Source organism: Dyadobacter frigoris, assembly GCF_005280585.1.
Taxonomy (GTDB): domain Bacteria; phylum Bacteroidota; class Bacteroidia; order Cytophagales; family Spirosomataceae; genus Dyadobacter; species Dyadobacter frigoris.
In genome coordinates this window covers 25,296-50,662 of sequence record NZ_SZVO01000026.1, presented here as the reverse complement: position 1 = coordinate 50,662, position 25,367 = coordinate 25,296, and the positions used below count along the sequence as shown (strand labels likewise).

15 protein-coding genes are annotated in these 25,367 nt (G+C 42.3%); 5 read left to right on the top strand and 10 right to left on the bottom strand.

Translation table 11 applies throughout. From position 1 onward, the window contains the following. Window positions 1-5 precede the first annotated feature (5 nt). From FDK13_RS32955 to FDK13_RS32940, 4 genes are all read right to left on the bottom strand, one after another. The gene (locus FDK13_RS32955) at window positions 6-5,504 is read right to left on the bottom strand and encodes a helicase-like domain-containing protein (protein ID WP_137344283.1); all 5,499 of its coding nucleotides are present in this window, start codon (window positions 5,502-5,504) and stop codon (window positions 6-8) included. 51 nt (window positions 5,505-5,555) lie between these two features. After that, a complete protein-coding gene (locus tag FDK13_RS32950; protein WP_137344282.1) occupies window positions 5,556-6,098 on the bottom strand; it encodes a hypothetical protein in 543 nt (180 codons plus the stop codon). Between the two features lie 285 nt (window positions 6,099-6,383). Then, window positions 6,384-6,707 carry a DUF4134 domain-containing protein gene (locus FDK13_RS32945; RefSeq protein ID WP_137344281.1) on the bottom strand — a complete coding sequence of 108 codons (324 nt, stop codon included), beginning with the start codon at window positions 6,705-6,707 and terminating at the stop codon, window positions 6,384-6,386. Window positions 6,708-6,811: 104 nt separating this feature from the next. After that, complete coding sequence (locus FDK13_RS32940; RefSeq protein WP_137344280.1) at window positions 6,812-7,339, bottom strand: hypothetical protein; 528 nt, start codon at window positions 7,337-7,339, stop codon at window positions 6,812-6,814. Between the two features lie 579 nt (window positions 7,340-7,918). Between FDK13_RS32940 and FDK13_RS32935 the strand changes: the two genes are divergently transcribed. Further along, the gene (locus FDK13_RS32935; RefSeq protein ID WP_137344279.1) at window positions 7,919-11,716 is read left to right on the top strand and encodes a hypothetical protein; all 3,798 of its coding nucleotides are present in this window, start codon (window positions 7,919-7,921) and stop codon (window positions 11,714-11,716) included. A gap of 153 nt (window positions 11,717-11,869) precedes the next feature. Here the strand turns inward: FDK13_RS32935 and FDK13_RS32930 are convergent, their stop codons facing one another. After that, on the bottom strand, window positions 11,870-12,160 hold the full coding sequence (locus tag FDK13_RS32930; RefSeq protein ID WP_137344278.1) for an HU family DNA-binding protein: 291 nt from the start codon (window positions 12,158-12,160) through the stop codon (window positions 11,870-11,872). 658 nt (window positions 12,161-12,818) lie between these two features. On the opposite strand from FDK13_RS32930, the gene FDK13_RS32925 reads away from it, so the two are divergent. The 3 genes from FDK13_RS32925 (at window position 12,819) to FDK13_RS32915 (ending at window position 15,333) form a co-directional block, all read left to right on the top strand. Continuing rightward, entirely contained in the window at window positions 12,819-13,853 is a 1,035-nt protein-coding gene (locus tag FDK13_RS32925; RefSeq protein WP_137344277.1) for an AraC family transcriptional regulator, read from the top strand. A 618-nt stretch (window positions 13,854-14,471) separates the two neighbouring features. Further along, window positions 14,472-14,930 carry a MauE/DoxX family redox-associated membrane protein gene (locus tag FDK13_RS32920; RefSeq protein WP_137344276.1) on the top strand — a complete coding sequence of 153 codons (459 nt, stop codon included), beginning with the start codon at window positions 14,472-14,474 and terminating at the stop codon, window positions 14,928-14,930. Window positions 14,931-15,078: 148 nt separating this feature from the next. Next, window positions 15,079-15,333, top strand: a complete 255-nt coding sequence (locus FDK13_RS32915; RefSeq protein WP_137344275.1) for a hypothetical protein — start codon at window positions 15,079-15,081, stop codon at window positions 15,331-15,333. A gap of 65 nt (window positions 15,334-15,398) precedes the next feature. Here the strand turns inward: FDK13_RS32915 and FDK13_RS32910 are convergent, their stop codons facing one another. The 3 genes from FDK13_RS32910 to FDK13_RS32900 are packed head-to-tail and all read right to left on the bottom strand — an operon-like array spanning window position 15,399 to window position 21,467. Next, a complete protein-coding gene (locus FDK13_RS32910; protein ID WP_170982984.1) occupies window positions 15,399-16,781 on the bottom strand; it encodes a RagB/SusD family nutrient uptake outer membrane protein in 1,383 nt (460 codons plus the stop codon). A 47-nt stretch (window positions 16,782-16,828) separates the two neighbouring features. Continuing rightward, on the bottom strand, window positions 16,829-20,050 hold the full coding sequence (locus FDK13_RS32905) for a SusC/RagA family TonB-linked outer membrane protein (RefSeq protein WP_137344273.1): 3,222 nt from the start codon (window positions 20,048-20,050) through the stop codon (window positions 16,829-16,831). Window positions 20,051-20,105: 55 nt separating this feature from the next. Continuing rightward, a complete protein-coding gene (locus tag FDK13_RS32900; RefSeq protein WP_137344272.1) occupies window positions 20,106-21,467 on the bottom strand; it encodes a TlpA family protein disulfide reductase in 1,362 nt (453 codons plus the stop codon). 556 nt (window positions 21,468-22,023) lie between these two features. Here FDK13_RS32900 and FDK13_RS32895 point away from each other — a divergent pair. Further along, complete coding sequence (locus FDK13_RS32895; protein ID WP_137344271.1) at window positions 22,024-22,494, top strand: hypothetical protein; 471 nt, start codon at window positions 22,024-22,026, stop codon at window positions 22,492-22,494. A 179-nt stretch (window positions 22,495-22,673) separates the two neighbouring features. Here the strand turns inward: FDK13_RS32895 and FDK13_RS32890 are convergent, their stop codons facing one another. Together FDK13_RS32890 and FDK13_RS32885 are read right to left on the bottom strand one after the other, a co-directional pair. After that, window positions 22,674-23,669 carry a gliding motility protein GldB-related protein gene (locus FDK13_RS32890; protein ID WP_137344270.1) on the bottom strand — a complete coding sequence of 332 codons (996 nt, stop codon included), beginning with the start codon at window positions 23,667-23,669 and terminating at the stop codon, window positions 22,674-22,676. Between the two features lie 285 nt (window positions 23,670-23,954). Next, a complete protein-coding gene (locus FDK13_RS32885) occupies window positions 23,955-25,160 on the bottom strand; it encodes a hypothetical protein (protein WP_137344269.1) in 1,206 nt (401 codons plus the stop codon). Window positions 25,161-25,367 lie beyond the last annotated feature (207 nt).

Here is a 25,367-nt window from a genome sequence, read left to right as displayed (position 1 = left end):
GGCTGTTACATTTTAAGTCCCTTTCGCCGGGGTGAATCGATTTCCTGCTGCTGATTTAGCGGCACCACATTCGTCTCTTTGATTTCTTTATCATTGTTTTCCTGCGGGATTGTGCCATCAAGCTTTTTTAGCTGGATCTTGATAGCGATCTCCCTTTCCAGATTTGAGAGCTGGTTTTTAAGATCTGCAAGCTCCTGCTCTTTTTCAAAAGGTTTTTTGGAAAGCTTCTCAAGGCCCACAGTACTTTTGTCCAGCTCAGCCAACTGTTTTTCGGTTTGCTCACGGGCACTGGTTACGCGGTCGATGGCATTTAGAAAGTACCGTGCGCTTAGTTTTGGATTTTCCGTATTGGGATGGCCTTTATTAAAGGTGTACTTTATCTCGCTACCATCCCGCTGGGCATAAAGACTATTATAACTCTCAAAGCGAAGTTTTCCTCTTTCATCTTCCCAGTGCTGTTGGTTCGTGCGGATAAAAAGATCAAATCCGTATAGCTTACCAATTCGCTGGTTATCCTGGTTGGCAGCCCGTGGCTTCCAATTTTGATACAGTGATAGAATATGATTGCCGGTTGCCTCGGATGTTTTTTCTCTCAATCCACTTAATTCGAGCGAGTTAGCCTTGGTGCCATCTTTTTCGAATTTCAGATTCCCCTTGTAAACTGCTTCGTCCGCTTTCAGTATCCTGAGTGTTTCCATGGTTTCAATCTTCTCTTTGACTAACCTGTCAAGCTGGAACCTGCTACGAGTAGATTCTTTGTAATGGGCTGATTTCAAGCTTTCGAGCACCGCCACTTTCTTTTCAAGTTTTGATTTTTCCAGAAGTGATGTGTCTCCTGAGAGCAGCGCGATGTATTCTGAAAAGTTCATCCCGCTTTTTTCATCCCCAGCGCCCTCGTCAATCGTGCGTACATGCAGTGAGGAGTTTTTCATCTGGGAAATAAAAGTCTGCTTGTTTTTTAAAAGGTTGAACTTGTAATTGTCAAGACTCTGTTCAACTGCATAAATGAAATTCTGGACCTTGTTTTCGTAGAACTCTTTTGCGATCATGTTACCCTGCCGGGCGCCGCGGCCATTGCGCTGCTCAAGATCTGAGGGCCGCCAGGGTATATCCATATGATGCATGGCGACGATCCGTTTTTGTACATTCAAACCTGTGCCTGCCTTTTCGGTACTGCCGATCAGGATCCTGATATCACCACTATTCATCCGTTTAAATAGTTCTGGCTTGCTCTTATCCGTCCAGTCATGGATGTAGCTGATCTGATGCTGAGGGATATTATAGTCTTTCGTTAATTTTTGTTTTAATGCGTCGTAAATGTTAAATCCTTCCTTGGTTTGTCCGGACGGGGGAGTCCCTATATCAGAAAATATAATTTGTGTACCCCTGTTCATGCTGCTTTGATGGTAGATTTGAGCAACCTTTTCTGCGCAGGTATTAACTTTGTTACCAGGGTGGTCTTCATATCTGGCATCATCGACCAGCCGCAAATCTGCCGCCATTTTCTTGGCATAGTTTGTAGCGATCAGCATCCTTCCTTTATCTTCCTGTGGCGAAAGTCTGCCACGCCCGATCCTTGTGCCGTCACCCGTCTGCGCAAAATGCATCAGGTTTTTAATGAAAACCTCCTGATCCGGTGTGGGTTTGATGTTCACCAGCTTTTCATCCAGTTCTGGCTTGTCCAGATTGATGTGTTTAGCTGTTTTGTAATCAGTGATCTCATTGTAAAAAAGAGCAAGCTCCGGGACTTTGATAAAATGGCGAAACCGCTCTTTAGCAATAATTTCATTGGTTACCGAGAACTCAAAATCAACGGTTTTACGGGCGAATACCGCTGCCCAGCCGTCAAAATTCTCAATGCGTTGCCGCTGCATTTCTTTTGGCCTGAGGTATTTAAAAAGTAAATACATTTCCGTCAGACTGTTTGAGATCGGCGTGCCCGATAAAAATGTGACACACTGATCCGCATCAAATTTTTCCTGGAGTGTGCGAACCGCAAAAAGCATGTTCAGCGCCTTTTGACTTCCTTCCATATTACCGAGACCTGCCACCCGGTTGTGACGCGTGGTAAAGGTCAGGTTCTTAAATTTATGGGACTCGTCCACAAAAAGGTGGTCGACACCCATTGATTTAAAATCAATACCTGTATCCTTTTTCTCTTCAATGTTTTTTTCAAGTTCCAGTAGCCTTACGCCCAGATTTTTCTTTCTGATTTCAAGGCCTTTGAGCATGCTCTTGGAGATGTCCCCACCAAGGTTTGTTACCGTTTTTAAATCTTTTTCTACGTGATCAAGCTCAGTTTGGAAAATCTCGCGCTGCAGCTCAGGCGACTGTGGGATCTTGCCAAACTGGTCATGAGTCAATACCACGCAGTCCCAATCGTTGTTTTTGATCTCATGAAACAATCTCTGGCGTTTGTCAGGGCTAAAATCGTTTTCACCTGGGGCGAGCACACGTGCTGACGGATAGGCTTTGCGGTAGGTTTCTGTGATCTGGTTGACGTTTGCTTTCAGCGCCAAAATCATGGGTTTACTGGCAATGCCGAGCCGTTTCATTTCATGGGCTGCTATGATCATCGTTAGCGTTTTACCAAGGCCTACTTCATGATCGATCAATGCGCCCCGGTTTTGAATGATGCGCCAGGCCGCATTTTTCTGAGAACTATACAGATCGTCAATACCCAGCGCTTTCTTGTCAAGACCCGGAAATCTCAGATGGCTGCCATCATATTCGCGCAGTACGAAACAGTTAAAGGTATCATTGTAAAGCTTTTCAAGATGCTTTTTATCTTCCAACGGGAGTTCTTTGAGCCAGTTTTGAAAAGCTGACCTGATGCTTTCAATTTTCTGGTTAGCCAGCTGTATGGCTTCATTATCCGGTATCCGTGCCTTGCTTCCATCGATTCTTTCCACTTCATAGGTAAAGAAGGGAGCCGTGTTTTCAAGCGCATGTTCCAGAATGGTTTCGCCATACATGCTGCGGCCGCTTTTTGGTGAGACCGCATACTCGCGCTGGGTTTTCAGACTGAACCCCTTGCTCTCTACTTTGAAAGTATCGAGTGAATCAAAATAGCTGATCTTGGTTTCCTTATCAAAAAGATTACTGGCAAACCGGTCATAGAAGTTGAGTGGTATCCAGCGCTCACCCAGATTGAAATCTAGCAGCTCAAAGGGGATCTTTTCGGGTTGAACCCTGCTGATTGCTTCCAGGCTCTTTTGAAGCTGGGCATCATTGAGATGCGCTTGTGTCTGAGCACTTCGAAGCTTTTCAACTACGTTTCCACTCAGATACTGATCACGTGTTTCCCAGCCAAAGGTTGCAGGGTTTAAAAAAATATGGCCTTCCAAACGTTTGATGACCTGTGCGCTATCCATATCTGTTGCCAGCGCGATAAAGGGCATATCCACTTTTCCCTTGTCGTTCAGACACCTTGCCAGGGCCTCGATCACATCATCAGTGCGAAATGCTTCCGGTTTTTTAAACTGGCTTCTCGTCAGTATATCTGCTTTCGCAAAGTGCTGATCTTGCTGCAGTTCCACAGAAGAGAGTATGGTTAAACCCATGCTATCTTCCAAAATAAGTTTCCGGTTCGAAGGGCTGTTAAGCTGGCCATACGCCAATACGAAATCCTCATATTGACTGTTTAGGCTTTCGCGGATAGTATGCTGGGGCTCTTTAAGTGCCGCTTCCTTTTCGATCAGCTCCAGATAAGCATCACGGATTCCGATATACCCTTTGTAAATATCCCTGTTTTTTAATAGATACTCAATAGGCTCAAACTGTGCTTCTCCCAGATTTTCGTTTATTCTGCCTAGCTTTCCGGCGCGTTCGCCATCGAAAACCAACGTACCTTCCTTGTAAAATGGTTTTGCCAGTTTGATGCTGCTGGCCGTATCAGAGTTCAGATTGAAGTTTGTTTGCAGTGTTTTATCACCTTCATAAAGGTAGTTGTACTGATACTTTTTAAGCTCGATAGCCAGCTGTTTTAAAGCCAGGTTCAAAGAAGCCCCGTTCATCCAACGCTGCGGCAGGCTGATTTCGGCAACATTCGAATACAGTTTGTAATTGTAAAAGGGTTTGTTAACCGCTTTGGCAGTCAGAAGTACAATGCTTTCATGGTCAGGTCGCTCTTTGGTTTTGACAACAGCTATGATCCTGGCCGTTTTCTTATCGACGAGTTTGGCGTCAGTTTCAGAAAGATAGTCCGCACCTCTGCTGCTGCTTTGAACAGGAAGTGTATCAAACAGTCCCATTTGGACGGGCAGCGCTTGAGTCAATACTGCCGGAACCGGCAGAAAAGTAAAGGTCTTGCCAGTCGGTGCAACTGGTATTATTTTCAGAGCTGGTTTTAAAAGCGCCGGGTTGTAGCGTGCCGCGAGATCGCCGGTTATCAGCTGGGTCAGTTTCTGCTCTATCCCACCAATATCTCCGTTTTGCCATACCACTTGATGCGCTTTTCCATACTGGTCAGTGCCTTCCTTAATCTGGTTGCCGACCAGGATTTCCGGGTGGTGTTTTACGTAACGGTTCACGTGATACGTACCGTAGGAATTGGAATCGGATACCGTCTGGGTCAGCAATCCTTCATCTTCTGAAAGAGCGGTTTTTGAGGAATTTTTCTGAACGATGAGAAGATGGCTTGGCGCCTGAGTTCCCCCGGTTTCATGCATCAAATTATCGGGCATGACCGAAAGACTTATAAAATCGGCCCGATCAAAAAGGTAGTCTCTGGCTTGTGAGTTAGACGGACTGTTCAAAAATCCATCCGTGGTGATATAAGCCAGTAGCCCGCCATCGGACAGCTTATCAAGGCCTTTGGCAAAAAAGTAATTATGGATCTTACCACTAAGCTCCCTGTTGGCAAAGTCCGGATCGTAGACGGCAAAATTCCCAAAAGGGATGTTGCTGACGATCAGATTATACTTTCCGTTATCACCTGTTGGAGTTTCTTCAAACCCTTTGATATGGACCTTGACAGGTATTTCACCTTGGCTTGTCAGTGCCTGTAATACTTTACCTGTCAGTAAATCCTTTTCAACGGCTGTGACCTGACTAACTGTTGGAAAGGTTTTTAATGCATGATTGATAAAAATTCCTACTCCCGCGCTTGGTTCATAAATATTTACGGGGCTTATTTCTTGTCGTTTCAACGCTCCAAAGAGGGTAGAGGGAATCACCTCAGGCGTGTAAAATGCCGTCAAAATACTGCTTCTCAGCGACTGGGTTATCTCTTTATACTGCTTTTGGCCAAGGTGCTTTCTTAGCAGATCATAAAACTTTTGCATCGGTGCATACAGTCTTATATCTGCCTGGCTGGCACCTTGCCGGATCCAGCTTTGCTCACTACCGTCCCCGTAAAGAATGGCTTTGATGCCTCCAAAACCCGAATACTTTTCCAGGCTGATCCGATCAGACGCATTTATTGTGCTTCGCCCGTCCCATTCCAGCGCAATCCGGATTGCCTCGGTGTTCGATTCGAGTTTATGAAGTGCATTGTAAGCCATTTCTTAAGTTGTTTAATGGTTTTTGCTGCTTAATCCGCTTGGCTTGACGGTTCAGTATTGCTGCCGAAGGTATTCGTCTATCATGCCTGTTATCGCATTATACACCTGATCCTCGTAAGCGTCATCCATGGTAAAGCCCAGCGCGTCAAAGGTGTCTTTGCAGTGCTGCTGCAGATTGATGAGCTCAAAGGTCAGTATGCCGTCTTGCTCCCAACTCTTAAAAAATGGACTGAATTCCTGTTCAAGCACATTCCACAGATAATTGAAGCGGTAGGGCCTCATCTCTGCTACAAGCGCATGAATACAGAGTTCTTCGATGATGTAGTCAGCTTTGCCTTCGCTGGTGAGCTGATCAAGCAGTGGCAGCACCGATTCGATTTTACTTTCCAGATAGGCGTTCAGATGATCCTGCTGCTCTAACTCAATGATGAGCCCTGGATTATTGACAAGAATATGTGCCCAGAATTTTTGTTTTAATCGCTGCTGCATGACGCTGTTTTTTAGATCCTGAAAAGAATTAAATTTTGTAGGCTCCACTGCGGGGTGGATGGGAGCCAGGGGCTGATAACCTAGTTTATTGACTGGTCCGCTCATTACTGTAACAGGTTTGGTACTAATAATTTTTTAGGTGTTTTAAACCGGCAGGAGACTTCGCATCTCCTTACCGGTTGCTCCATTTGTAACTTTGCGGCGCTCACAGACCCGTCGTGTGCTTTTTTGAAATCAAATAACAGCAACCTTCAAAGCTTGGCCTGATGCTTCAGGGGCAGGTAAATAAGGTGATGTGCTGCTGATTGCTTTCAAATGAAAGCTTTGGGATATATATCCGATGGCCTGGCCCGCATGTTAAAATGGAATTTCATTACTGGACATGCAGAACTATATTCCAAAGAAGGATTGAAGTACTGTCGCCACCACAACCAGGAATATACAGCTGCCAAACCAGGCGGCAGCTACCTTACCTGTATCCTGGTCGCCAGCATTCCACTTTTGGAAAACCTTAATGGCTCCGACCAGGCCCAGCACCGCTCCGATGGCATACATCAGGTTTGTACCGGGTTCAAAATACTCCCGGACTTTTGAATCCGCTTCTTCGATGCCCGCCGCACCATCTTGAGACCACGCTACAAGGCTTGCTGTCACCCCGGCTAGTGTCAATAGCAAACGATGTTTGCCTTTTAAAATCAATCGCCTCGCTCTCATACACACACTATTTAAAAGTTGAACATAATTTGCTCGGTTGTTTCCAGGCCGGCTTCCCGTCAAATAAGTCGGGAAGCCGTTCACCGGGAAGTCGCACTCCATCATCAGCCCTGCTTCCATATCACCACTTTATCTTCTTCACGCAGGTGGATGGAGCCGTATTTAGCACATTCCGTTTCGATCAGATTGTTGATCGCAGTCTGAAATGGTGCTCCCTGAAGAGCGGGGTATTCTTTTAATGTCATTTGTAGTAGCAGAATAAAATCCTGTTTGCCGTATTCTTTTTCGTGAGCCTCTTCTATTGCCTCTTTCAAATGGGCAGCAAGCCGCTCAACCTGATCGAAGAGTTCTTCATTCTGCCAGGCTGCTGGCTTCTGATCCGACTTATCGTTATCTTCCAAACTTGAAACCACAGTTTCTCCCTGTTCCGCTGAAAGCGAACTAGGTATAGGTGGATCCGGAACGTCGAGACCCTGCTGTGGTCTGGGCCCACTTGCCGAATCGATTCTCTTTCGGGCAATCTTTGCTTTTAAGTCGCGACCGTAGAATCTTAGGCCGATAAATAAGTAGTAACCTGCGATCAAAGGGGCGAGTATAGTGACATAATCACCCCAGGGGTTAGAAGTAAACATAAAGCATCAATTTTTACGGTTAAGAATTTTTCATTGCTGAGAGTTAAGACCAGCGACATAACTAATGATGGTTACAAAGTAAATGCGCGGACAGGGTTGCAAAAAAGTGGCGACTTTTTTGCAACCCTTCAGCAACCTTTCATTAATATTTGATTATCAGTGTATTGTGCATTTTCTCAGCGGGAAGCGAATTTGAAATTTTGCTGAGTTCGCCTTAAACTTGGGCGACAGTATATTTTGGATCTGGTACCGTGTCGGGCATAATACATAATGAGTCAAAGTAGCTTTTACACTGAGAAGTTGAAGTAATTGATAACCACCAGTTGATTTAATAATCTTCGGGGTATGCAGCCAGTAGCCTATTAATTATCTGCCGAAGATTTAGATCTTGATTTTTTTCAATACTTTGTCATGTGTCTTCAGTTAATGCACCTATTTCTAAGCCGGTGATTTATTGAAGTATATATTTTACGGAGATCTTTTCTACTTGTCATCTGATAGATATCTAGATATAAAGAACTACCAATAAAAAATGAGATTTATAATACTAACCGTGGTTAACTAAGAGGGTATATAAGAATGAATTTATTGCATATTTCAGGTGATGATATTGCTCTTTTAGAAGATAATGATTTTCGTGACCTGATCGGTTTACTGTGCGAAGCTGACTTGCGATGCTATCGTTTGTCTACAAGAAATGTTCTTTGGGGAGGGCATCAGGATGCGAAAGATGGTGGATTAGATGTTGTCGTTAGAGCTAATGGGATTTTGACAAATAATGAATTTCTTACGAACAGCGTAACGAGTTTCCAGGTCAAAGTACCGGATATGCCGCCGGCTGAAATTATCAAGGAAATGATGCCAGGTGGCAAATTAAGAGATGAGATTACGAACCTGGCGGTCGACAAAGGAGCATATATTATTGTTTCTGCAAAAGGATCTACATCGTTAACAGCCTTAAAAGTAAGACTTGCCGCAATGAGAAAAAGCATTGCAGATCTGCCGATAGAAGTGGACTTTCTGGACAGGGTACGGGTGGCTAGCTGGGTAAGAAAGCATCTGTTTTTAGTTTTATGGGTCAGAAATAAAATAGGGCGCCCCTTAAATGGCTGGCAACCATTCGGAAACTGGGCCTATGGTAATGCAGAGACAAAATATTTTCTCGATGAAAATATCAGGTTGATCGACAGAGCTAATCCTAATCAACAGGGTTTATCAGCAGAAGCAGGTATCGATAAATTACGGAGTATACTGCATGTTCCCGGAAGCTGCATCAGGTTGACAGGGCTTTCAGGTGTAGGCAAAACAAAATTGGTTCAAACGCTATTTGACGTTACCGTGGGAAATAACGCTTTAAATCCTGCTGACGCGATTTATACAGATTTTTCAGACTACGTGCTTCCCGATCCAAAAGCGATGGCAGAGCAAATCAATCTGCTAAAAGCACGTACTATCCTAATTATTGACAATTGTTCGTCCGCACTTCATAATGAGCTTGTCAAGGTATGCCACACTCCCGAAAGTTCAATTAGTTTAATAACCATTGAATATGATGTTCGTGAAGATGAACCGGAAGATACCAACGTATTTTTGCTGGAACCAGCTAATGATGAGCTTATTACGAAATTGATTTTATCCCGCTTTTCAAATATAAATCAGGTGGATGCTGGAACAATTTCCAAATTTTCCGGGGGGAATGCACGGATTGCCATGGTTCTTGCCAAAACGATTAGAGTTGGTGAAACGATAAGAGGACTGACAGATGAAAACTTGTTTAATCGCTTATTTTATCAAAGGAGTGAGGTAGATGCGGATCTGCTACTTTCTGCGCAAATTCTGTCGCTGGTGTATTCTTTTGAAGGAGAAGATGTCGATTCTGATCACTCTGAGCTCAAAATTTTATCTTCTTTGCTATCAAATAATGTTGATCAGTTGTACCGGCATATTCAAGAGTTGCATCGAAGAGATTTAATCCAGTCCAGGGGAGTTTGGCGCGCTGTTCTGCCGCATGCGATAGCTAATAGATTGGCACAGCGTGGACTAGAAATTATCCCCAAAAATAAGTTGTTTACGACTATGTTTCAGCCAGGCATGAAACGCCTGACAATTTCATTTACCCGCCGTTTAAGCTACTTACACGATTCAATACCAGCGCAGGACATTGTATTGCGATTGCTTGCAGAGGATGGATTACTTGGAGATATTTTATCCTTTGATGATTTAAAAATGTCCATGTTTGAGAATATTGCGAGCGTTCTTCCTGAGCAAGCACTTGAGGTTATCGAAAAATCCGGTGAGAAATTGATCGAAAAATTTGGACTCAGGAAAGACATGTATCATGATAGACTTGTCCGGTTGTTAAGGCTAATTGCTTATGATCCCAATTTATTTACCCGCAGTACATTTTTAATGGTATCTCTGAGTATGTCGGTAAATGTATCCGATAAGAGAAATGCTAGTTATGATCTACTCAAATCATTGTTTCCCATAAAACTATCAGGAACTTGGGCGGAGATAGATGCACGGTTGTTTGTAATAAAAAATTTGTGGGAATCAGGATTAGAGCAAAAGCAAGAAGTATCTCTACTGCTTTTAAGTGCTTGTTTAGAAACGATGCGTTTTGGGTCTGTTTCTAGCTTTTCGTTCGGTTCGCGGTCAAGAAATTACGGTTACTTTCCTAAAAGTGATAATGACATTGTCGACTGGTTTACCAAGACGATTCAACTGGGGACAGAATTCGCCCTTTCACCTTTTGGCAAGGCAGAGAACGCTAAAACACTGTTGGCTGACAAATTGCGAGGATTATGGGGCCAAAGGCTATTACAGGATGTGGTAGAACAGACTTGCTTAAATATCATGTCTAAGATAGGTTACTGGCGTGAGGGCTGGCTTGCCGTTGGCAAAACCATCATGTTTAATAAGATGAAGGGTGATTCAGAGGACTGGGAACGTCTGGAATCCTTACATGCAAAAATGAAATACGGTAATTTAGTAGAAAAGGTGCGAACCTATTTGTCGATCCATCCAGCTGAACGCACTATCAGCGAGTTAGAAGGGAATGATTCTTCTGCTTTGGATTTTTTTGAAACAGTGGTTGAGCTGGGAGAACGACTTGCAAATGACGATCCTGCATTTGCAATTTTACTGCCGGAGTTGGTTTCTGGTAGCAGCTTTTCTGTTTTTCATCTAGGCCGTGGACTTTTTAACGGCTCGAAAGAAAAAGAAATAATTTGGCAGAAACTTGAGGAGCAATTTTGTTTTACCAATCAGGAGTATAGAAATGTGGATATTTTACAAGGATGGCTACGCTCAGCTAACGAGTATGATACAAACCTTTTGGAAGAAAAGCTTGATTATATTCTTGCCAGCAAACATTTAAACCGATATTTTGTAAAACTTCAATGTGCAGTTCCGATAAAAAAATCAGGTTATTTAAGGGTGTGCCAATCACTACAAGAACATTTCGTTGATGTAAACGATTATGACCAGATTACATGGATGCTCGATTTTTCATCCGTTTCCTATAATGATTTGGCAGAATTATTGGTCAAAATTGCCGGTAGAGAAGGTGGTGGCATAGTTGCTCTTGAGATTTTACATAGGCACTTAAGAGGAAGTGAACCGCCATTAGACGAATCGATTAAACGTGTGTTAATTTCAGCTGCAAGAGGGATATTGGCACAATTGGAATGGGAAAATTCCAAATATTCGCAAAATTCTTTTGACTATAATTTAAGTCAGATTGTTGCAGATTGCCTAAATGGTGAAGAAGCATCTGCGGTAGCAGAAAATTTTGTCACGAATCTGATTTTCGCACTAAAACAAGAGCATATTTACATGCATGATTTTAATTATACTGTAAAAGAAATTATAAACAGTCAGCCAGCTGTGGTATTGGATATTTTTTTACTGAATGTGGCGAATTTTGACTGGGTGCAACAGAAAACAGACGGTTTTGGATTTTACGAAGACCGTAGCATCTTAGAAAGCTTTGACGATGGCGAACTTATTCTGTGGTGTGACCAAGAGCCATCAAATCGTTGTGAACTTGTACTTAAAATTATCTCGTTTTTCTATCTCGACAAGTTCGAAAAGGTGGCGTTCCGACATTTTTTCTGGTATCTAATTGAGAATATTGTTGATGTCAGCAAGGTGTTTGCCGCTGTTGAGAGCCAAATTGAACCGATGTCTTATTCTGGAAATTTAGCTGATATTTTAGAGGTGAGACTTTCTCTGTTTGCACAGCTATGCAAAAGTACTAATCAGGCTGTATCGGTTTGGGCTACCGGGATTTGCTCCCGCCTGCAAGCTAAAATCCTTGTTGAAAGAAAAAGAGATTTGAGCAATAGACGAGTATTTAATGGGTCTTTTGAATAGTATCACTGAATTCGAGAAGGATTGGGTACTTTATTTTTTATTTATTACTATCGCCGTTCCTGTTATGTTTGTTTGGGGAATTTCTGTGTAAAACAATAATCCCAGACAAAAACTTGCCTGGGATTAATCAATTAGCGTACTTATAAAATCGTATTATTCGACCAGGGCTCCCTCTTTAACCTGGTTGACAAATTCCTTGGATGGTTTGAAAAACGGAATGTTGTGAGCCGGAACGATGATTGTGGAATTAAGGGCAATATTTCTTGCCGTTTTCTGAGCCCGCTGTTTAATGATGAAACTTCCGAAACCGCGCACATAGATGTTTTCTGCCTGAGACAGCGAATCTTTGACGGTTACAAAAAATGCCTCGATTACCTTTTCAACCTCTTCTTTCTGTATTCCGGTCTTATCGGCAATTTTTGAAATGGTTTCTGCTTTTGTCATAACTTACCGGATTATGTATTAAATCTAAACGGCAAAGCTACGAGCTTTGGTTAAAAATCAGCGAAATTTCATCCGCACCTGGTGTGTCCTCACCGAAGTTACTATTACTTTTCATAGAACTGTAAGCCTATGTATACGAAGTGAATAAGCCGCATTAAATTTTTTCATTTTGGCGGTTTGGGTAAAGTCTGTCAAAATACAAATCTTATCCATAAACACTCGTAATAGTTGCTTTTTACCTGAGACATGTTATTACGAAGGGTTTGGTCGCATCCATGACGTTGAGTATCCCTCTTATAATGGCATGTTTATCTAGTATTTGTGTAGCTCCGTATAAAATATCCGACGCTTCGTATAAAACTTTTGTTCTTTACAATTCCTGATCCGAGCTTTGATGATAGCATCGTACCAGATCAATGAAATTGGTATAATATATCTTGAATTCAACCGTCTAAGCTTGTTAAAATCCGACTTTCGCGGATGTCTAAAAGTAGATATTTTTTGGCCCGTAAACCTTCAGAAGTATACAGTTTCCACTGATATGAGCCAAGAAATTACAGTTTAACTCAGGAAATGTTTCTCGTAATAAATTATCAACCTAATGCTATGGATATAATTTTCAGCGAAGTTAAAATGGTACTAAGTTTTAAATGATGGATTGGTAACTATTATTTATTGTGTGCCGTCCATCGGTAAATTACTCATCGTTATGAAAAGAATCTATACGGTAAAGCTGCCGACATCAATCGCCTCGGCGGTGGACACAACCCGAACAATTCCGTCCAACTGTTTTTATCCAATCAATTACGGAGACATTAAACACATGCAGTGGGCAGCAGGAAACATCCTAAGGCAGCGTGTTATCACATATGATTTTCTGATGGAGTGTTTTGAAATCCACTTGCAAGAGGATCTTGGTATCGAAGTAGCTTTTACTAAACCATCTTTGGTATTTTATTATGGATTTAGCGGGGCCATGGTATGTGAAAATCAAGAAAGCGGCAGCTCATTTACTTTATCTGCGGGTCAATATGGAGCAATCAATGTCCCCTTGGGAAAATATCGGTTGATATTAGCGCGGGGGCTGATGGCAGGCCTTCTGTATATTTTTGACACAAAATACCTTGACAATGTTTTAAAGATGGCTCCGTCTGATTTTCGGGCAGGAAGCCATTTCAGAATTGGTTCTCCGGATTGCCATAAGTTCCCATTTTTTGTGATTGAAAGCATTGATCAAATATTGGAGCAACTCCGGAGTACTAGCCTCGAGCAGAAGTCACTATCAATTAAGATGATATTAATTGTACTCCTGAAACAGTACGGAGAACAATTAGCCAGATATAAGAACAGACTGATCGGAGAGGCTTTTGACAAGACAATGTCTGCAAAAAAATTCATAGAAACAGACATCAAAAGCGGCCCTTTGCCAGCAGTGTCTGAAATAAGTCGACGGTTTCGCATCCATCCTGATACCTTAAACAGGGCTTTTAAAAGCAATTTCGGGGTCGGTATACAAAAGTATATTAATCAGTTAAAGATGCAGCAGGCGTTTCTGCTTTTGAGCCAGGACAAACAGCCGATCGTAATTGTATCAGAAATAATGGGCTACAACAGTACATCCAGTTTTAGTACGCAATTTCGCTCATACTACGGATTTTCACCCGGTCAGGTGGCTGCTAAAAACAAGAGGTAGCTGAACTGGTTACCTTCTTTCAAATTCGACACTTCCGCTACCATCTCGTGAAAGTCGGAAAATCGAACAAATCAAGTCGGAAATTCGAACAAATAATCTTAAAATAACTTGCGAACTTTGTTTCGGTCCTCCTAAACACATCAAAGATTTCATGGGGGCCATTGTGAATTTGTTTTAGGCTGATTATTTGCCGCATAACCGAACCAGCCAACGTTGCCGCAAATCCATGCGGAGTAAAGTTACTAATGAAGATTTCAAGCATACCGGTTACTAGTAACCTACGGTATTAATAAATTAAGTATTGCAGCACGAATCGCCATTCAGTCATAGGAGAGTAAAGACCATTTTTTATTCGAACTGATTGAAAGGAAAAGTTAGTTAACTGTAAAAATATCCTGCGTACAAGTGTTTCTCACCGGGTAAACGATAACCTATACCTAGGAGCGTTAGCTTGTTTGTGCTGGGTTTTAACTCGGCAGAGAGTTCATAAAGAGTGCTTACAAAGACTGACATTTTCTTTTCAGATTATAGATTTAGCCGCTGATTGTAAGATTTAAGCACCAGATCCCGCATTGTGGGTGGAAGGAATAATGTTGCTCATTAAAAAATTCAACCGTCATGAACTTTTCTATTTTCACTACCAAACGTATTACTTTTATTTTAGCAGCAGTGCTTATCATCCTGTTTTTCTACACGGCTGCAAGCAAGCTGGTAAATACGGAGGAATTCCATAGGCAACTCGCCAACCAAACGCTGCCCGTATGGTCTATCAGCTGGCTGCTGTGGCTGATCCCGATCACTGAGCTAGTTGTCAGTTTGCTTCTGATTACCGAGAAAACCCGGCGAGTCGGATTTTACGGCTCAGCTATACTGATGTTACTTTTTACTGGATACATCGGTCTGGTACTACTAAATGTTTTTGACCGGGTTCCGTGCTCCTGTAGCAGTGTCATTCGTCACATGGGATTTCCAGCTCACTTCTTATTCAACCTGTTTTTTCTGACCCTATCGATTGTAGGAATATATCTGTTACATCATCAAAGGAAAGGAGGATACGTGGCAGCGAGTGATTTATGAACAAAAGTCGGAAGGAAACGGCCAAGGGTTTTTTCTTTCTGCCAGGTAATACCTACTGCTACTGAAAACGGTGTAGGTGAAAAGTTATTTCATTTCAAATTTCAACGCTTCAAAGAAGCACAAATGCTCTATGAAATCTATTTTTAAATTGAAGTATTTACCCGTGTTTGCACTGGTAATGGGTGGTGGTTTGGCTTTGGCAGAGAATACCTTTAGGCCAACTGTGGCACCTCAATATTATTTTAATGGAGAAGCGTGGCAGGAATTAGGTTCAATACAACCTGGAACAACTACTGGTACTTACCGTTGCCAAAGCTCTCCAACAGAGCAGTGCACTGCGGAAACGTTAATTGCCGGTGTGCCAGGAGGAGTTACCCCCGGTGCATTTACCATCAATCCGTAGAAAATATGAAGTTAGTACCAAGGAGCTGTCACAAATTTGTGGCAGCTCCTTATTAGCTCTAGAACTTATTCTCTTGGATTTTGTTGCAGACCATTCATTAATATCTCGTTATCTGGAATCGGAAATACATATTTAACGTCATTGGGCGACAAAGAACTCGTGTGACCTCCAATCCTCCTCGTATGTGTTTTGGCGAATCGGGCATCTAAATTGAGTCTTCGCAAATCCGTCCAGCGCAATCCTCGTCCAACCAATTCCTTTCTCCTCTCATTTATTATTCGAAGCAAAAGTGCATCTTGTGAATCTTCCTTTACAGGTGTAAAGCTTCCTTTTTTCCATCTTGAGGCTAATAGAAAATTGAGATCGTCCTGAGCCTCTGCTATTTTTCCAGACCGTGTAAAGCATTCAGCCCTTATCAAGTAAATTTCATCGGTCGCCAGACCAGCAAAGCCGTTATTAAATGAATTATAGGATCCCTTAAAAGTAATGATACCGTTTCCCCGATTATTAAAAAATAAAACACGCCGAAGATCCTCATGCGCGAATGACGAAAATACCAAAGGGTCAACAACGACAGTGGGTATTGTCTCGAACAGATATGGCGTCTTTGCAGTGTGAAAGAGAACTTCCACGTTACCGTTTGGCAAGGCTGAGGGAAAAGGACTTAACGAAGTTGAATCCAGTAGCGAATAGTCCATTAATTGACTATTAATTTTTAAGCTAGAATCTGCATAAACCAAAGATTTCTCAAAATTCCCCATAGTCAGATACAACCGGCTAAGCAAGGCAAAAGCAGCCGCCTTGGAGGGACGGCTTTTATAGTTTGTCCTTTCAGGAAGCAACTCGACTGCCATTAACAGGTCCTTTTCGATTTGATCATAACTCTCTTTCAGACTTGACCTTGTTGATTTCTTTTCAATACCCTGGTCTAATCTAAGTGGGATACCTGGTTGGCTTGCCTGATCGCCGGAGCCATATGGACTGGCAAATATCTGGACCAGATGGTAAAAAGCAATGGCTCGGTAAAACAAAGCGCTGCCATGTAGATTCTGCCATCGGGAAATTTGTGCCATATCCGGTTTTAAAGCGGAAAGGCCATTTAAGACAATGTTAGCATAGAATACCTGTTGATAAGGATAGTTCCATTCGACTGATGGCTGGGATCCGAAAAGATCCGGTTGCCATATGTAACAATTTTTCTCAACTTCAGATAAGACTCCCCAGGCAGCTTCGGTTGCCAAGAAATCATCCGCTGAGACTTCATTCAACCCAGGGGCTACATTCATAACCGAAGTGTTATCCAAAATCGCTTGAAAGTCGTCCAGCGTTTGCGGGACCACCAAAGCCTTATCGGGTCGAACATCTAAAAATTCGTTCTCACAGGACATTAACACGCACAGGCAAATAAGGTACACGAAGGGTTTTAAGGTAATATTGATCTGCTTCATAAAAGTGTTTATTTGAATGATCATCGTTTTGAACACAGCACAACATGCTATAAATCGATTTTAACACCAAATGCCAGGGTCATCTGCGGTGGGCCGTCCGGATAATCAGGGTCTAACCCAGAATTGTTAGATTTCCAGATCAGACCGAGATTATTAGCATAAAGGTATAGCTGCATATGACTGAAGGGCATCTGTTTCCACTGACTTTTAAGGATGTTATAACTTAAATTTAAATCCTGAAACCTTGCATGGTCACCTTTTTCCATTAAGGTGGACGAGAATAGGTAAAATGTATTCCTGCTGGTATTAATGGCAGGCGGGATGGAAGGTACGTTGGTACTGAGTTCATCGCCCGGACGCTGCCATCTGCGGGTATAATCTGCGTGTCCCCCCTGTCCCCTGAGCACCGAGTTGTAGCTCACCGATGAGCGCCGGAAATAATACCCCAGGCGGTAACTCATATTAATTGAAAGCGAAATATTCTTCCATGAAAAACTATTTCGGAAAGCCCCGAAAACCGCAGGTCTTGCAGGGCCGGAATAAATCATGCTTTCGGTTGTAGTCCCAGCTATTATTCTTGAGTAATTATTGCTGGGTTGCCCTTCAAGCACGCCCATGGGATCGCCGGTATTCGGGTCGAGGCCTGCCCATTTGTAGCTGTAAAAGGCATACATAGGACGTCCCTCAAGTGGGTAGGTGCCCGCACCTGCTCCTGATGTGATGTAGATATTGGGACTGGTTTTGACAGGGTAGTCAATGACCTTTTCTGAAACGTAGCTAAAAAAAAGATTGGAATTCCAATTAAACTCTCCCTTTACATTATGTGTATTAAATACCAGATCTATTCCTTTTCCCTTGGTGCCAGCGGTATTGCCTGTGTATGTTTCTATTCCTGTTGAGGGGGCCAGAGCAATGTTGCCAATCAGATCTTTACCGTTTTTTTGATAGAATTCTAAGCTTCCCCCAATTCGGTCGTTAAGAAATTCGAAATCAATCCCAAAATTCAACATCTGTACTTTTTCCCATTTTAAAGTTGGATTGGGCGGATTGATGATGGTGGTATAAGGTAAACGCGTGAGGTAATCAACACTGCTACCAAACCGTGCGGTAGTCAAAGCACTCACACTTTTGTTTATGTTACCGTTGAAACCATAGGTAAGCCTTAATTTGAGATAAGGCAGTGATGAGACATGGTAAAAAGATTCTTTGCTTAAATTCCAACTACCGCCCGCCGACCACAGAGGCGCCCCTTTCTGATTTGTTTCTACCCCAAACAGATTACTCTGATCCAGGCGCGCACTTCCCGTCAGCGTGTACCGCTGATAGAGCGTGTAGGAAAAGTTAGCGTAGTAAGACAGATAATGATCTGTCAATTCAGACTGAGTATCATTATTCAGGATGGTATTGTTTGTGGAAGTGGGGTTTATATAAGATGGGAAGGTGGATATATAATCTACCTGTTTACTGGCTGCGTGAGTATTATCGTAACCATACAGTCGATAACCGTTGGTTGAGCTGTGATAATCCCGTGCCTCAAATCCGGCCAAAGCCACAAAGCGCTGATTGGAACTCCATTGTTTTTCATACGCAACCTGACTTCTTAGGCTTTTGTTAATAGACAATCCTGAATTTTCATCTTTGATGCCACCCAGTGGTATGGGACGTATAAGTGAGCCGCCGCTTCCCGGTTGAGTGAATCGGTTGATCAGATTCCTTGCATAATAACTATCCTGACTCTGCAGGTTTCGGGTGCGTGTTGTGCTCCGCGCATGCTGATAGAGAATTTCAAACCTAAAAGCGTCCGTTATTTTGTACCCCATAGTTGCGTTGAAGCGGTAATCGGTTAGCCCTGACTTGTTATCTGCAATCCTGATTTCGTCAAGAGGCTTGTAGTCCCAGTTCAGCAGCCCTTTCTGCATGGCTTGCTGAGTAAAATTGTCCCGATAATCTTTTGCTATTGCCAGGGGATTGCCCATGTCATCGGCCAAGCGGGCGTAAGGATACAAAGGGGATGTACCAGTTACGCTGCTTAGGCTAATCGCACCGGGCCCAGGATTATTCTGCCGGTTGGAATTTTCCGTATAATAAATACCGAGATTTAATTCCAGTTTCTTTCTGTAAAAGGTGAAGCCATTTGTGAAATTCAGGGTGGTACGGTATTGCTGGTTCCCAATCAAATTACTCAGATTTCGGTCATGACCGGCGGAAACCAGAAACTGATGATTGTCGGATCCTCCGGTCAGATTCAATGCATATTGCTGACTAATACTTTTTCGATAAAAGAACTTCTCGATGTCCTGGCGAACATCTTGATTTTTAAGGCTTTCGATTTTATTTTGGGCCGTTTCTTCACTTATTATCCCGTCCCGTTGAGCCACAAGAAGTTCTACCACAGGAGTGAGGGGATATTTATTTACCGATAATTCACTGCTACGGTAATATCCCGTTGAAAAAAGCCTCTGCTCTATGTCGATAAAGTCAGCAACCGGCATTTGCTGTCTGTAAAATGGATCAGGCTTATTCCCAATCTGAACATTGCTGTTAAAACTGACCTTAAAAACTTGGTTTTGCCTGCCCTTCTTCATGGTGATGACAATAACCCCGTTACCTGCCCTACTTCCCCAAATAGATGCTGCCGCTGCATCCTTTAAGACAGTTATACTTTCGACATCGTTGGGATTAAGGTTACTTATATCTCCTTCGTATGGGAAGTTATCAATAACGATTAAAGGTTTCGCATTTCCGAAAATGGTGCTTTGCCCACGGATACTTACTGGGTTAGCCCCTGCGCCTGTATTGCGGTTGAAAACTAACCCTGGGGTGACATCTGCCAGTCTGTCCAAAATTCCAGCGCCTGTCCTGCGGTTCAATAGTTCGTTATCAATAAACACAAATGATCCTGTTGCTCTATCTTTGGGAATCATTTGATAGCCCGTAGCTACTACCTCACCAAGTTGGTTTGCATTTTCGCTCAACTCGATTTGCTGTACTCCTGCGGTAAATGTGTTGACTGGTATTTGTATCGATAAATACCCTAAATAGGTTACTAAAAGCGTATCCTGGCTCGCAGGTCCAGAAATACTAAAACGTCCTACAGGGTCGCTTATGGTAGCAGCACCATTACTTTTCAACTGAATGGTTGCTCCAGGTAGCGGTTGCCTTCCCAGTTTGGAAACTACTGACCCTGTTAGTGTTTCACGGTTTTGGGCGATCGTACCAAAGCAAATAGCAATGCAGATCACTCCGAAAAATAGACTTTTTCTTATCATGTGGATTAAATTTTAAGCTCACAATTATTCTGGATCATGATCGGCTGAACCGGCTTCACAAGATTCTATTCTCAATGACCAGCATAGGTATTTCACCTTCCTGCTCCACAATTTTCAGGTCATATTTTTCTAGTGCCTGATTTAAAGATTCAACGCTTGACATATTGGCTTGGATCTCCATATCTACATTTTCATTATAATCGGTCAGATTTAGGAAAGGATATGGCAGGCGCTGCAGGTAAATAACATTGAGCTGGCCGCTAAACTGGCTAAGTGGTTCATTGCGTAACTTGCATCCCATGCCATCGAAGTTACTCTGGGAAGGCCCTCCGGCACTTTTAAGAAGATCCCTGGCCGAAGTCCGTATAAGTGCGTAGAACTTCGTTTTGCGGAGTTTCATTTCTGCTTTGTAGGGTCTTATGAGCCTATCCAGGTCTTGCTGCATCATCTTGTATATTTCCTTTTTTAAAAAGGGCGGGGCGATGACCTCGTAACAAAAAGTATGATTGCTTCGCCATTCACGGTAATGTTGATCATTGTCCGCAAGCGCGCCGGTTAGAGATAAAGAATCCGCAGTTTCAAAAATTAATCTATTCTTTCCCAGGTATGTTTTTCCTTCTCCATAGGCAAGGCAATATATTTGTGGTAAAGAGAGGTTGCGTACCGAAATTTTGGATGTGAGATAGTTATCTTCTTTATTTCGGGTTAAATTGTAGCCATTGCTTAGGCCTTCTGTGAATCCGGTAAAGGCTGCATGGAAGATCAGATTTTCCCCCTTTCCGCCATTCCCATCAATCAGAAAGGGCTTGTCTCGATTGTAGGGTATGGCCATATCATCCTTTTTTTCGGCCATGGATGCCTGGCGGGCTTTAAGAAACGATTCAATATTTTGGTTGTTTACTTCCTTCATCCCCGTCACAGCCTTAACTATGCCATCCTGATCAATCCATATATAGTGTGGAAGCGCATTATGATAAAAAAGCTGGTTTAAGATTTTGTCTCCGACAACTTCCGGTATAGGTATACGTTCACCCCGCCTGCTGGCAAGTTTGGTCATAAATGCAGCGACTTCCTTTTCACTTTGGTAGGCCACTGATAGAAACTGAACCTTCCCTTCAAATTGCTTTTGAAGCGAATCCATCTTTGGGATCATCGCCACACACGGGGTGCACCAGGTGGCCCAAAAGTCAAGAATCAGAAGCTTCCCCTTAAAATCAGAGAGTTTAGCCGTTGGCGTTTTGTAATGCAGGATGTTGTTGATTGTTACATCAGGGACCGTATCACCGATCTGCAGCGGTTTGTAAGCTGCAACACTTTGCCCCCGCGCCGGTTTCCAGCACCAGAGCAGAAGATAAAATAGCGAAAAATAGAATAGATAGGGCAGTATTCTGCCTGGGGAGCAAAAACGTGAGTTCATTGCAACTGTTATTTAAGGAGTGAAAAAGAAATCGAAAAACTTGGCGATTTGTAAAAAGTAGGCAATAGGATTCCATAGGCCAGTTCTGCTGCGCGACAGAGCTGGGATTACTTTACCAATGCTCGAGGGGAACATGAAAGCAGAAGAATTATTCCGGTTTACGAATAATTAAGCGAAAAATGAGATTCGGATATTGGTTCATTAGACATATTGATTATTTGAATAATCTCAATCAATCTAATGGCGAGTTAAACAAAAAAGGCACAGGCCTCTACTCGCCATCCGCACCTGCCAGGATTGGAATATAGCAAGTGAGCATCCTGCGCCTTTTTCATTTATACAAATATACAAATGAGGACGCAGGGCTTCACTCGTCGTTTCTGGATTCCGTAAACTTGGCAGGTGCGGCCAGAAACAATCTTGAAAGCCATAAAAAAGGCTACAATTCTTAAAAAATGTAACTATTCATATAATATTATCGTAAATCGTTATACCTCAGCAAACTAGGTAAACCTGTTATAAGAGTATTACATGTCAAAGATAAAACATATTTTACATGCAGACAAATATAAAGATACAAAAGACAACTAATAACATCCTATTTTATGGGGGTTTAGCAGTTACGAAGTGGAATATTTGCTCTATGACAAAACGGATTGGGCAATTGATAAAGAGCGTTGCCGAAGGTCAAGGGCTTTCGCAACAAGGTTTCGGTGAAAAAATCAATAAAACTAAACAAGGTATTGCAAGTATTTATAAACGGGGCACAATTGATACCAATCTGTTGAAAGAGATATCGATAGTTCTTAATTATGACTTTTTTGTGCATTTGTATGATGACCCTGATTTGAGGAAATTTAAGGAAGCAGAGTACTCAATATGGCAAAATAAAATTGACATACTTGCTGAAAAACTTGATTATAGTATTAAACTAACTGCCTCGAAAGAAGAAACATTAGCCACTCAACGAAAGTTAATTGCCCAACTTGAAGAAAAAATACGAATGTACGAAGATGAAACTGAATAAGTTTATTTCTATTCGGATATGGGATACGAAATCCTCGGCTACACCTACCAATTGAGCAATTTTTGCGTTATCAAAAGTTGTTTATTTAAGAAGAGATTGTGTAAAAGCTAGATTCTTTTCGTATTCTTCGAGACAAGTGATTATAGATTTGGTTATAGTATTTAAACCGGAAATGAAAACTATTCAACTCCACCCATCTTTGCAGGATTATAGCGGGAAAAAAGTAAAAACTCCTTAGAGTTTTCATCAGTCAAGTTCACCCCGATCATATATGCCAAGGCTTGCTTTTTATCTCTGGCCTGATCATAATAACTTTTACAAATCTTGTAACCAACGTAGTAGCCCAGATCCCGACAGCTCTTGCCAGAAATTTCCTTTTCAGCGTAAAGCCACCCTTGTGTATTACCCATATCCTGGTACATATCTTTCTGGAATGCTTTCCATACATCTCTTTCATATTTTTCACCAAAAGCAGTGTGTCCATCAGGGAACCGCTCAGCTAAGCGTTGACCTAATACCAGTTCTGATACAAAATCGGCCATTCCTTCTCCAAGACATTGGCCTAACAGACTTTTATGAGAATCCATGTATACTTTGGCTGCTTGCTCGTCTTTGATAAGTTCTTTAATATTTCGCTGGGTCCATTGCTGGGTATGAACAAATTCGTGAAGAACAAGGGGAACAGCCCAGTCCCCGCTTTGGTTTGCCGAAATTTCTGTACCAATGTAGACAGTGTTATCCCGGATTGTTCCGCCGGAGTTGTTAATGCCAACACAAAAGTAAATGTCACCGTCCCGAAAATCAGGATAGATAATTTTAAACTTTTTGATTTTTTTTGATATCCTGGATTCCTGGTTAATAGCGGATAAAATATACGGTCTCTTTTCGAGTAGAGTGGATCTGCTGTTAGTCATAAATTTAAGCCATTCCTGCGTGTTGCCGCCCCGTAATTGCATAAATTCGACAAGCCCTTTACTGGCCTTGTCGACATATAGTTTTTGAACGAATGAAGCCTGTTTTATTGTGTCCGTCGTAGTCATTACGCTATCTAACGCCTGGTAAAACCGGGGAAGATCTTCTGTATGCAACCTGATCTGGGAATAAGTATCTTGTGGCGCCAAAAGTAGGAATGTAAAATATATTGATAAGGTAATTTTTAAAAGCTCTGATTTCATGTTTACGGGCTTGGATTTATGATTTTTGGAATGTCAAACAATGGTGCCATAGACAAAATATCTAATTTGCCGCTGTAAAGCGCACTTATAGTTGAAATGGATGTACGGTAGTGAACAATTAGTGTTCGATTTTGTATGTAATATTTCACTAAACCTGGGGGATAGCCAGTTATTGGAAGCTTAAAAGCTCAGTCACAAATTACCATAGTAATCACGTATATCGATTTTAATATGCGGATTGTCTGTTGTAACCTCTTTTTCGTACATATTAGCAAAGTCGGTGTTTTAACGGTGCTTGTATTCCCTGATCCATTCAATCATGGACTCTAGCATCTTAATCACGACTTGTTTATCACGCTCCTCGAAATTATAGGACTTGTTGCGTAAGCTTTCAGCGGAAAGCTGTGGTGCGCGCGGTGTGGACAAAAACGGAACAATGCTTTCAAATACCAGGGTAAGCGAACGCGCCTGAACTATTCTCAGACCATCGAGCGTACGCAGCAGCAGGCCGATTTGGTCAACAGAAAGAAAACACATGACTTTGAACGGTTCTGGTTTGCTTTCTTTAATATGTTCAGCAGCCGAAGTAAGCGGGCTTACATCCCATTGGTGCTTTTTTTCCAGGTAGGAGATTTCCTGCGCAAACCAGTTACCCACAACCTTTTTGATGTCTCCATAATGCGGGTTCAGCCTGATGCCCGGTTTTCGGTGCATTTGGTTAAACTCCTTATAAAAAAACAGCAGTAAGTCGACTTTGTCCTTTAACGGTCCTGGTGCATTTACTTTTTGGGCAATCTTACGGGTATAGTAGTTCATAAACGCCCTGCTGTTAAAATTTAAATAGATCAGTTGTTCAATCACAGCATCATGCACCCGTGACGGGTCTGTAATCTCACTTACCTTTTCCAGTTCACGGACTAGTTCTTTTTTGTAGAAAATCTCCCGGAATGTGACAATCCTTTTTTGAATCTCGTTTGTGAAATTATACAGTGCGTGTAGTAGGATGTCAGTCAGGTTCTTATTGCCGACGTTGCTGACTAAGCTTATTTTCAAGTTGTCTATGCGGCCTTTAAGGTCTTTTTTCGTTTCAGAAAGGTAAGCTGCAGGGGCTCTTTCATCCAGTCCAATATATTCCCCAAAGCGCTGCTCAATAAAAGAGAGCAGCTCGTGAATGCATTCAAGCACGGCTTCGCAGGTGGTTGCCACTACTGTATTTCGCCCGTCTACCTGTGCAACATTTTCATATGCTTTGTCCAGTAGCACTACCAGGGTGCCATGATATTGTTTGATCAGAAGCTGGATCTTCCTTCGGTCGAAAAGGCCGAAACTAAGGTCCTGGATAAGGGTTTTATGCTTTTCCTTTTCCTGAACGGCCTTTTTGACAATGAGTTTGGATTGTTCAGCACTGAAAGAAGTAAGGTCGGTTTTTGAAGCGTTTAGCGTAACGGTGACGATAAAATCCAACCATGCGAGAGTATATTTTTGCTCCATATCACGTTGAGTTTATTGTAACTGGGAGTCAGCGGGGGGAGTATGAACCGTGCTGAGAATCAGTACATTTAAATGTTTTAGGCTAATTTCCTAAGCAGGATTGAGATCAGCAAAAGTTTTATACAAACGTGCCGAAAATTTATATAAAGACCATTCGTTGGATATTCCGTTGATGCTGACCCCGTACCGGGCATACTGACCCCCTTA

Excerpts from the sequence above, each read along its gene's own strand:
- FDK13_RS32955 (WP_137344283.1), bottom strand. The coding sequence starts at position 5,504 with ATGGCTTACAATGCACTTCATAAACTCGAATCGAACACCGAGGCAATC.
- FDK13_RS32950 (WP_137344282.1), bottom strand. The coding sequence starts at position 6,098 with ATGAGCGGACCAGTCAATAAACTAGGTTATCAGCCCCTGGCTCCCATC.
- FDK13_RS32945 (WP_137344281.1), bottom strand. The coding sequence starts at position 6,707 with ATGAGAGCGAGGCGATTGATTTTAAAAGGCAAACATCGTTTGCTATTG.
- FDK13_RS32940 (WP_137344280.1), bottom strand. The coding sequence starts at position 7,339 with ATGTTTACTTCTAACCCCTGGGGTGATTATGTCACTATACTCGCCCCT.
- FDK13_RS32935 (WP_137344279.1), top strand. The coding sequence starts at position 7,919 with ATGAATTTATTGCATATTTCAGGTGATGATATTGCTCTTTTAGAAGAT.
- FDK13_RS32930 (WP_137344278.1), bottom strand. The coding sequence starts at position 12,160 with ATGACAAAAGCAGAAACCATTTCAAAAATTGCCGATAAGACCGGAATA.
- FDK13_RS32920 (WP_137344276.1), top strand. The coding sequence starts at position 14,472 with ATGAACTTTTCTATTTTCACTACCAAACGTATTACTTTTATTTTAGCA.
- FDK13_RS32910 (WP_170982984.1), bottom strand. The coding sequence starts at position 16,781 with ATGAAGCAGATCAATATTACCTTAAAACCCTTCGTGTACCTTATTTGC.
- FDK13_RS32905 (WP_137344273.1), bottom strand. The coding sequence starts at position 20,050 with ATGATAAGAAAAAGTCTATTTTTCGGAGTGATCTGCATTGCTATTTGC.
- FDK13_RS32900 (WP_137344272.1), bottom strand. The coding sequence starts at position 21,467 with ATGAACTCACGTTTTTGCTCCCCAGGCAGAATACTGCCCTATCTATTC.
- FDK13_RS32895 (WP_137344271.1), top strand. The coding sequence starts at position 22,024 with ATGCAGACAAATATAAAGATACAAAAGACAACTAATAACATCCTATTT.
- FDK13_RS32890 (WP_137344270.1), bottom strand. The coding sequence starts at position 23,669 with ATGAAATCAGAGCTTTTAAAAATTACCTTATCAATATATTTTACATTC.
- FDK13_RS32885 (WP_137344269.1), bottom strand. The coding sequence starts at position 25,160 with ATGGAGCAAAAATATACTCTCGCATGGTTGGATTTTATCGTCACCGTT.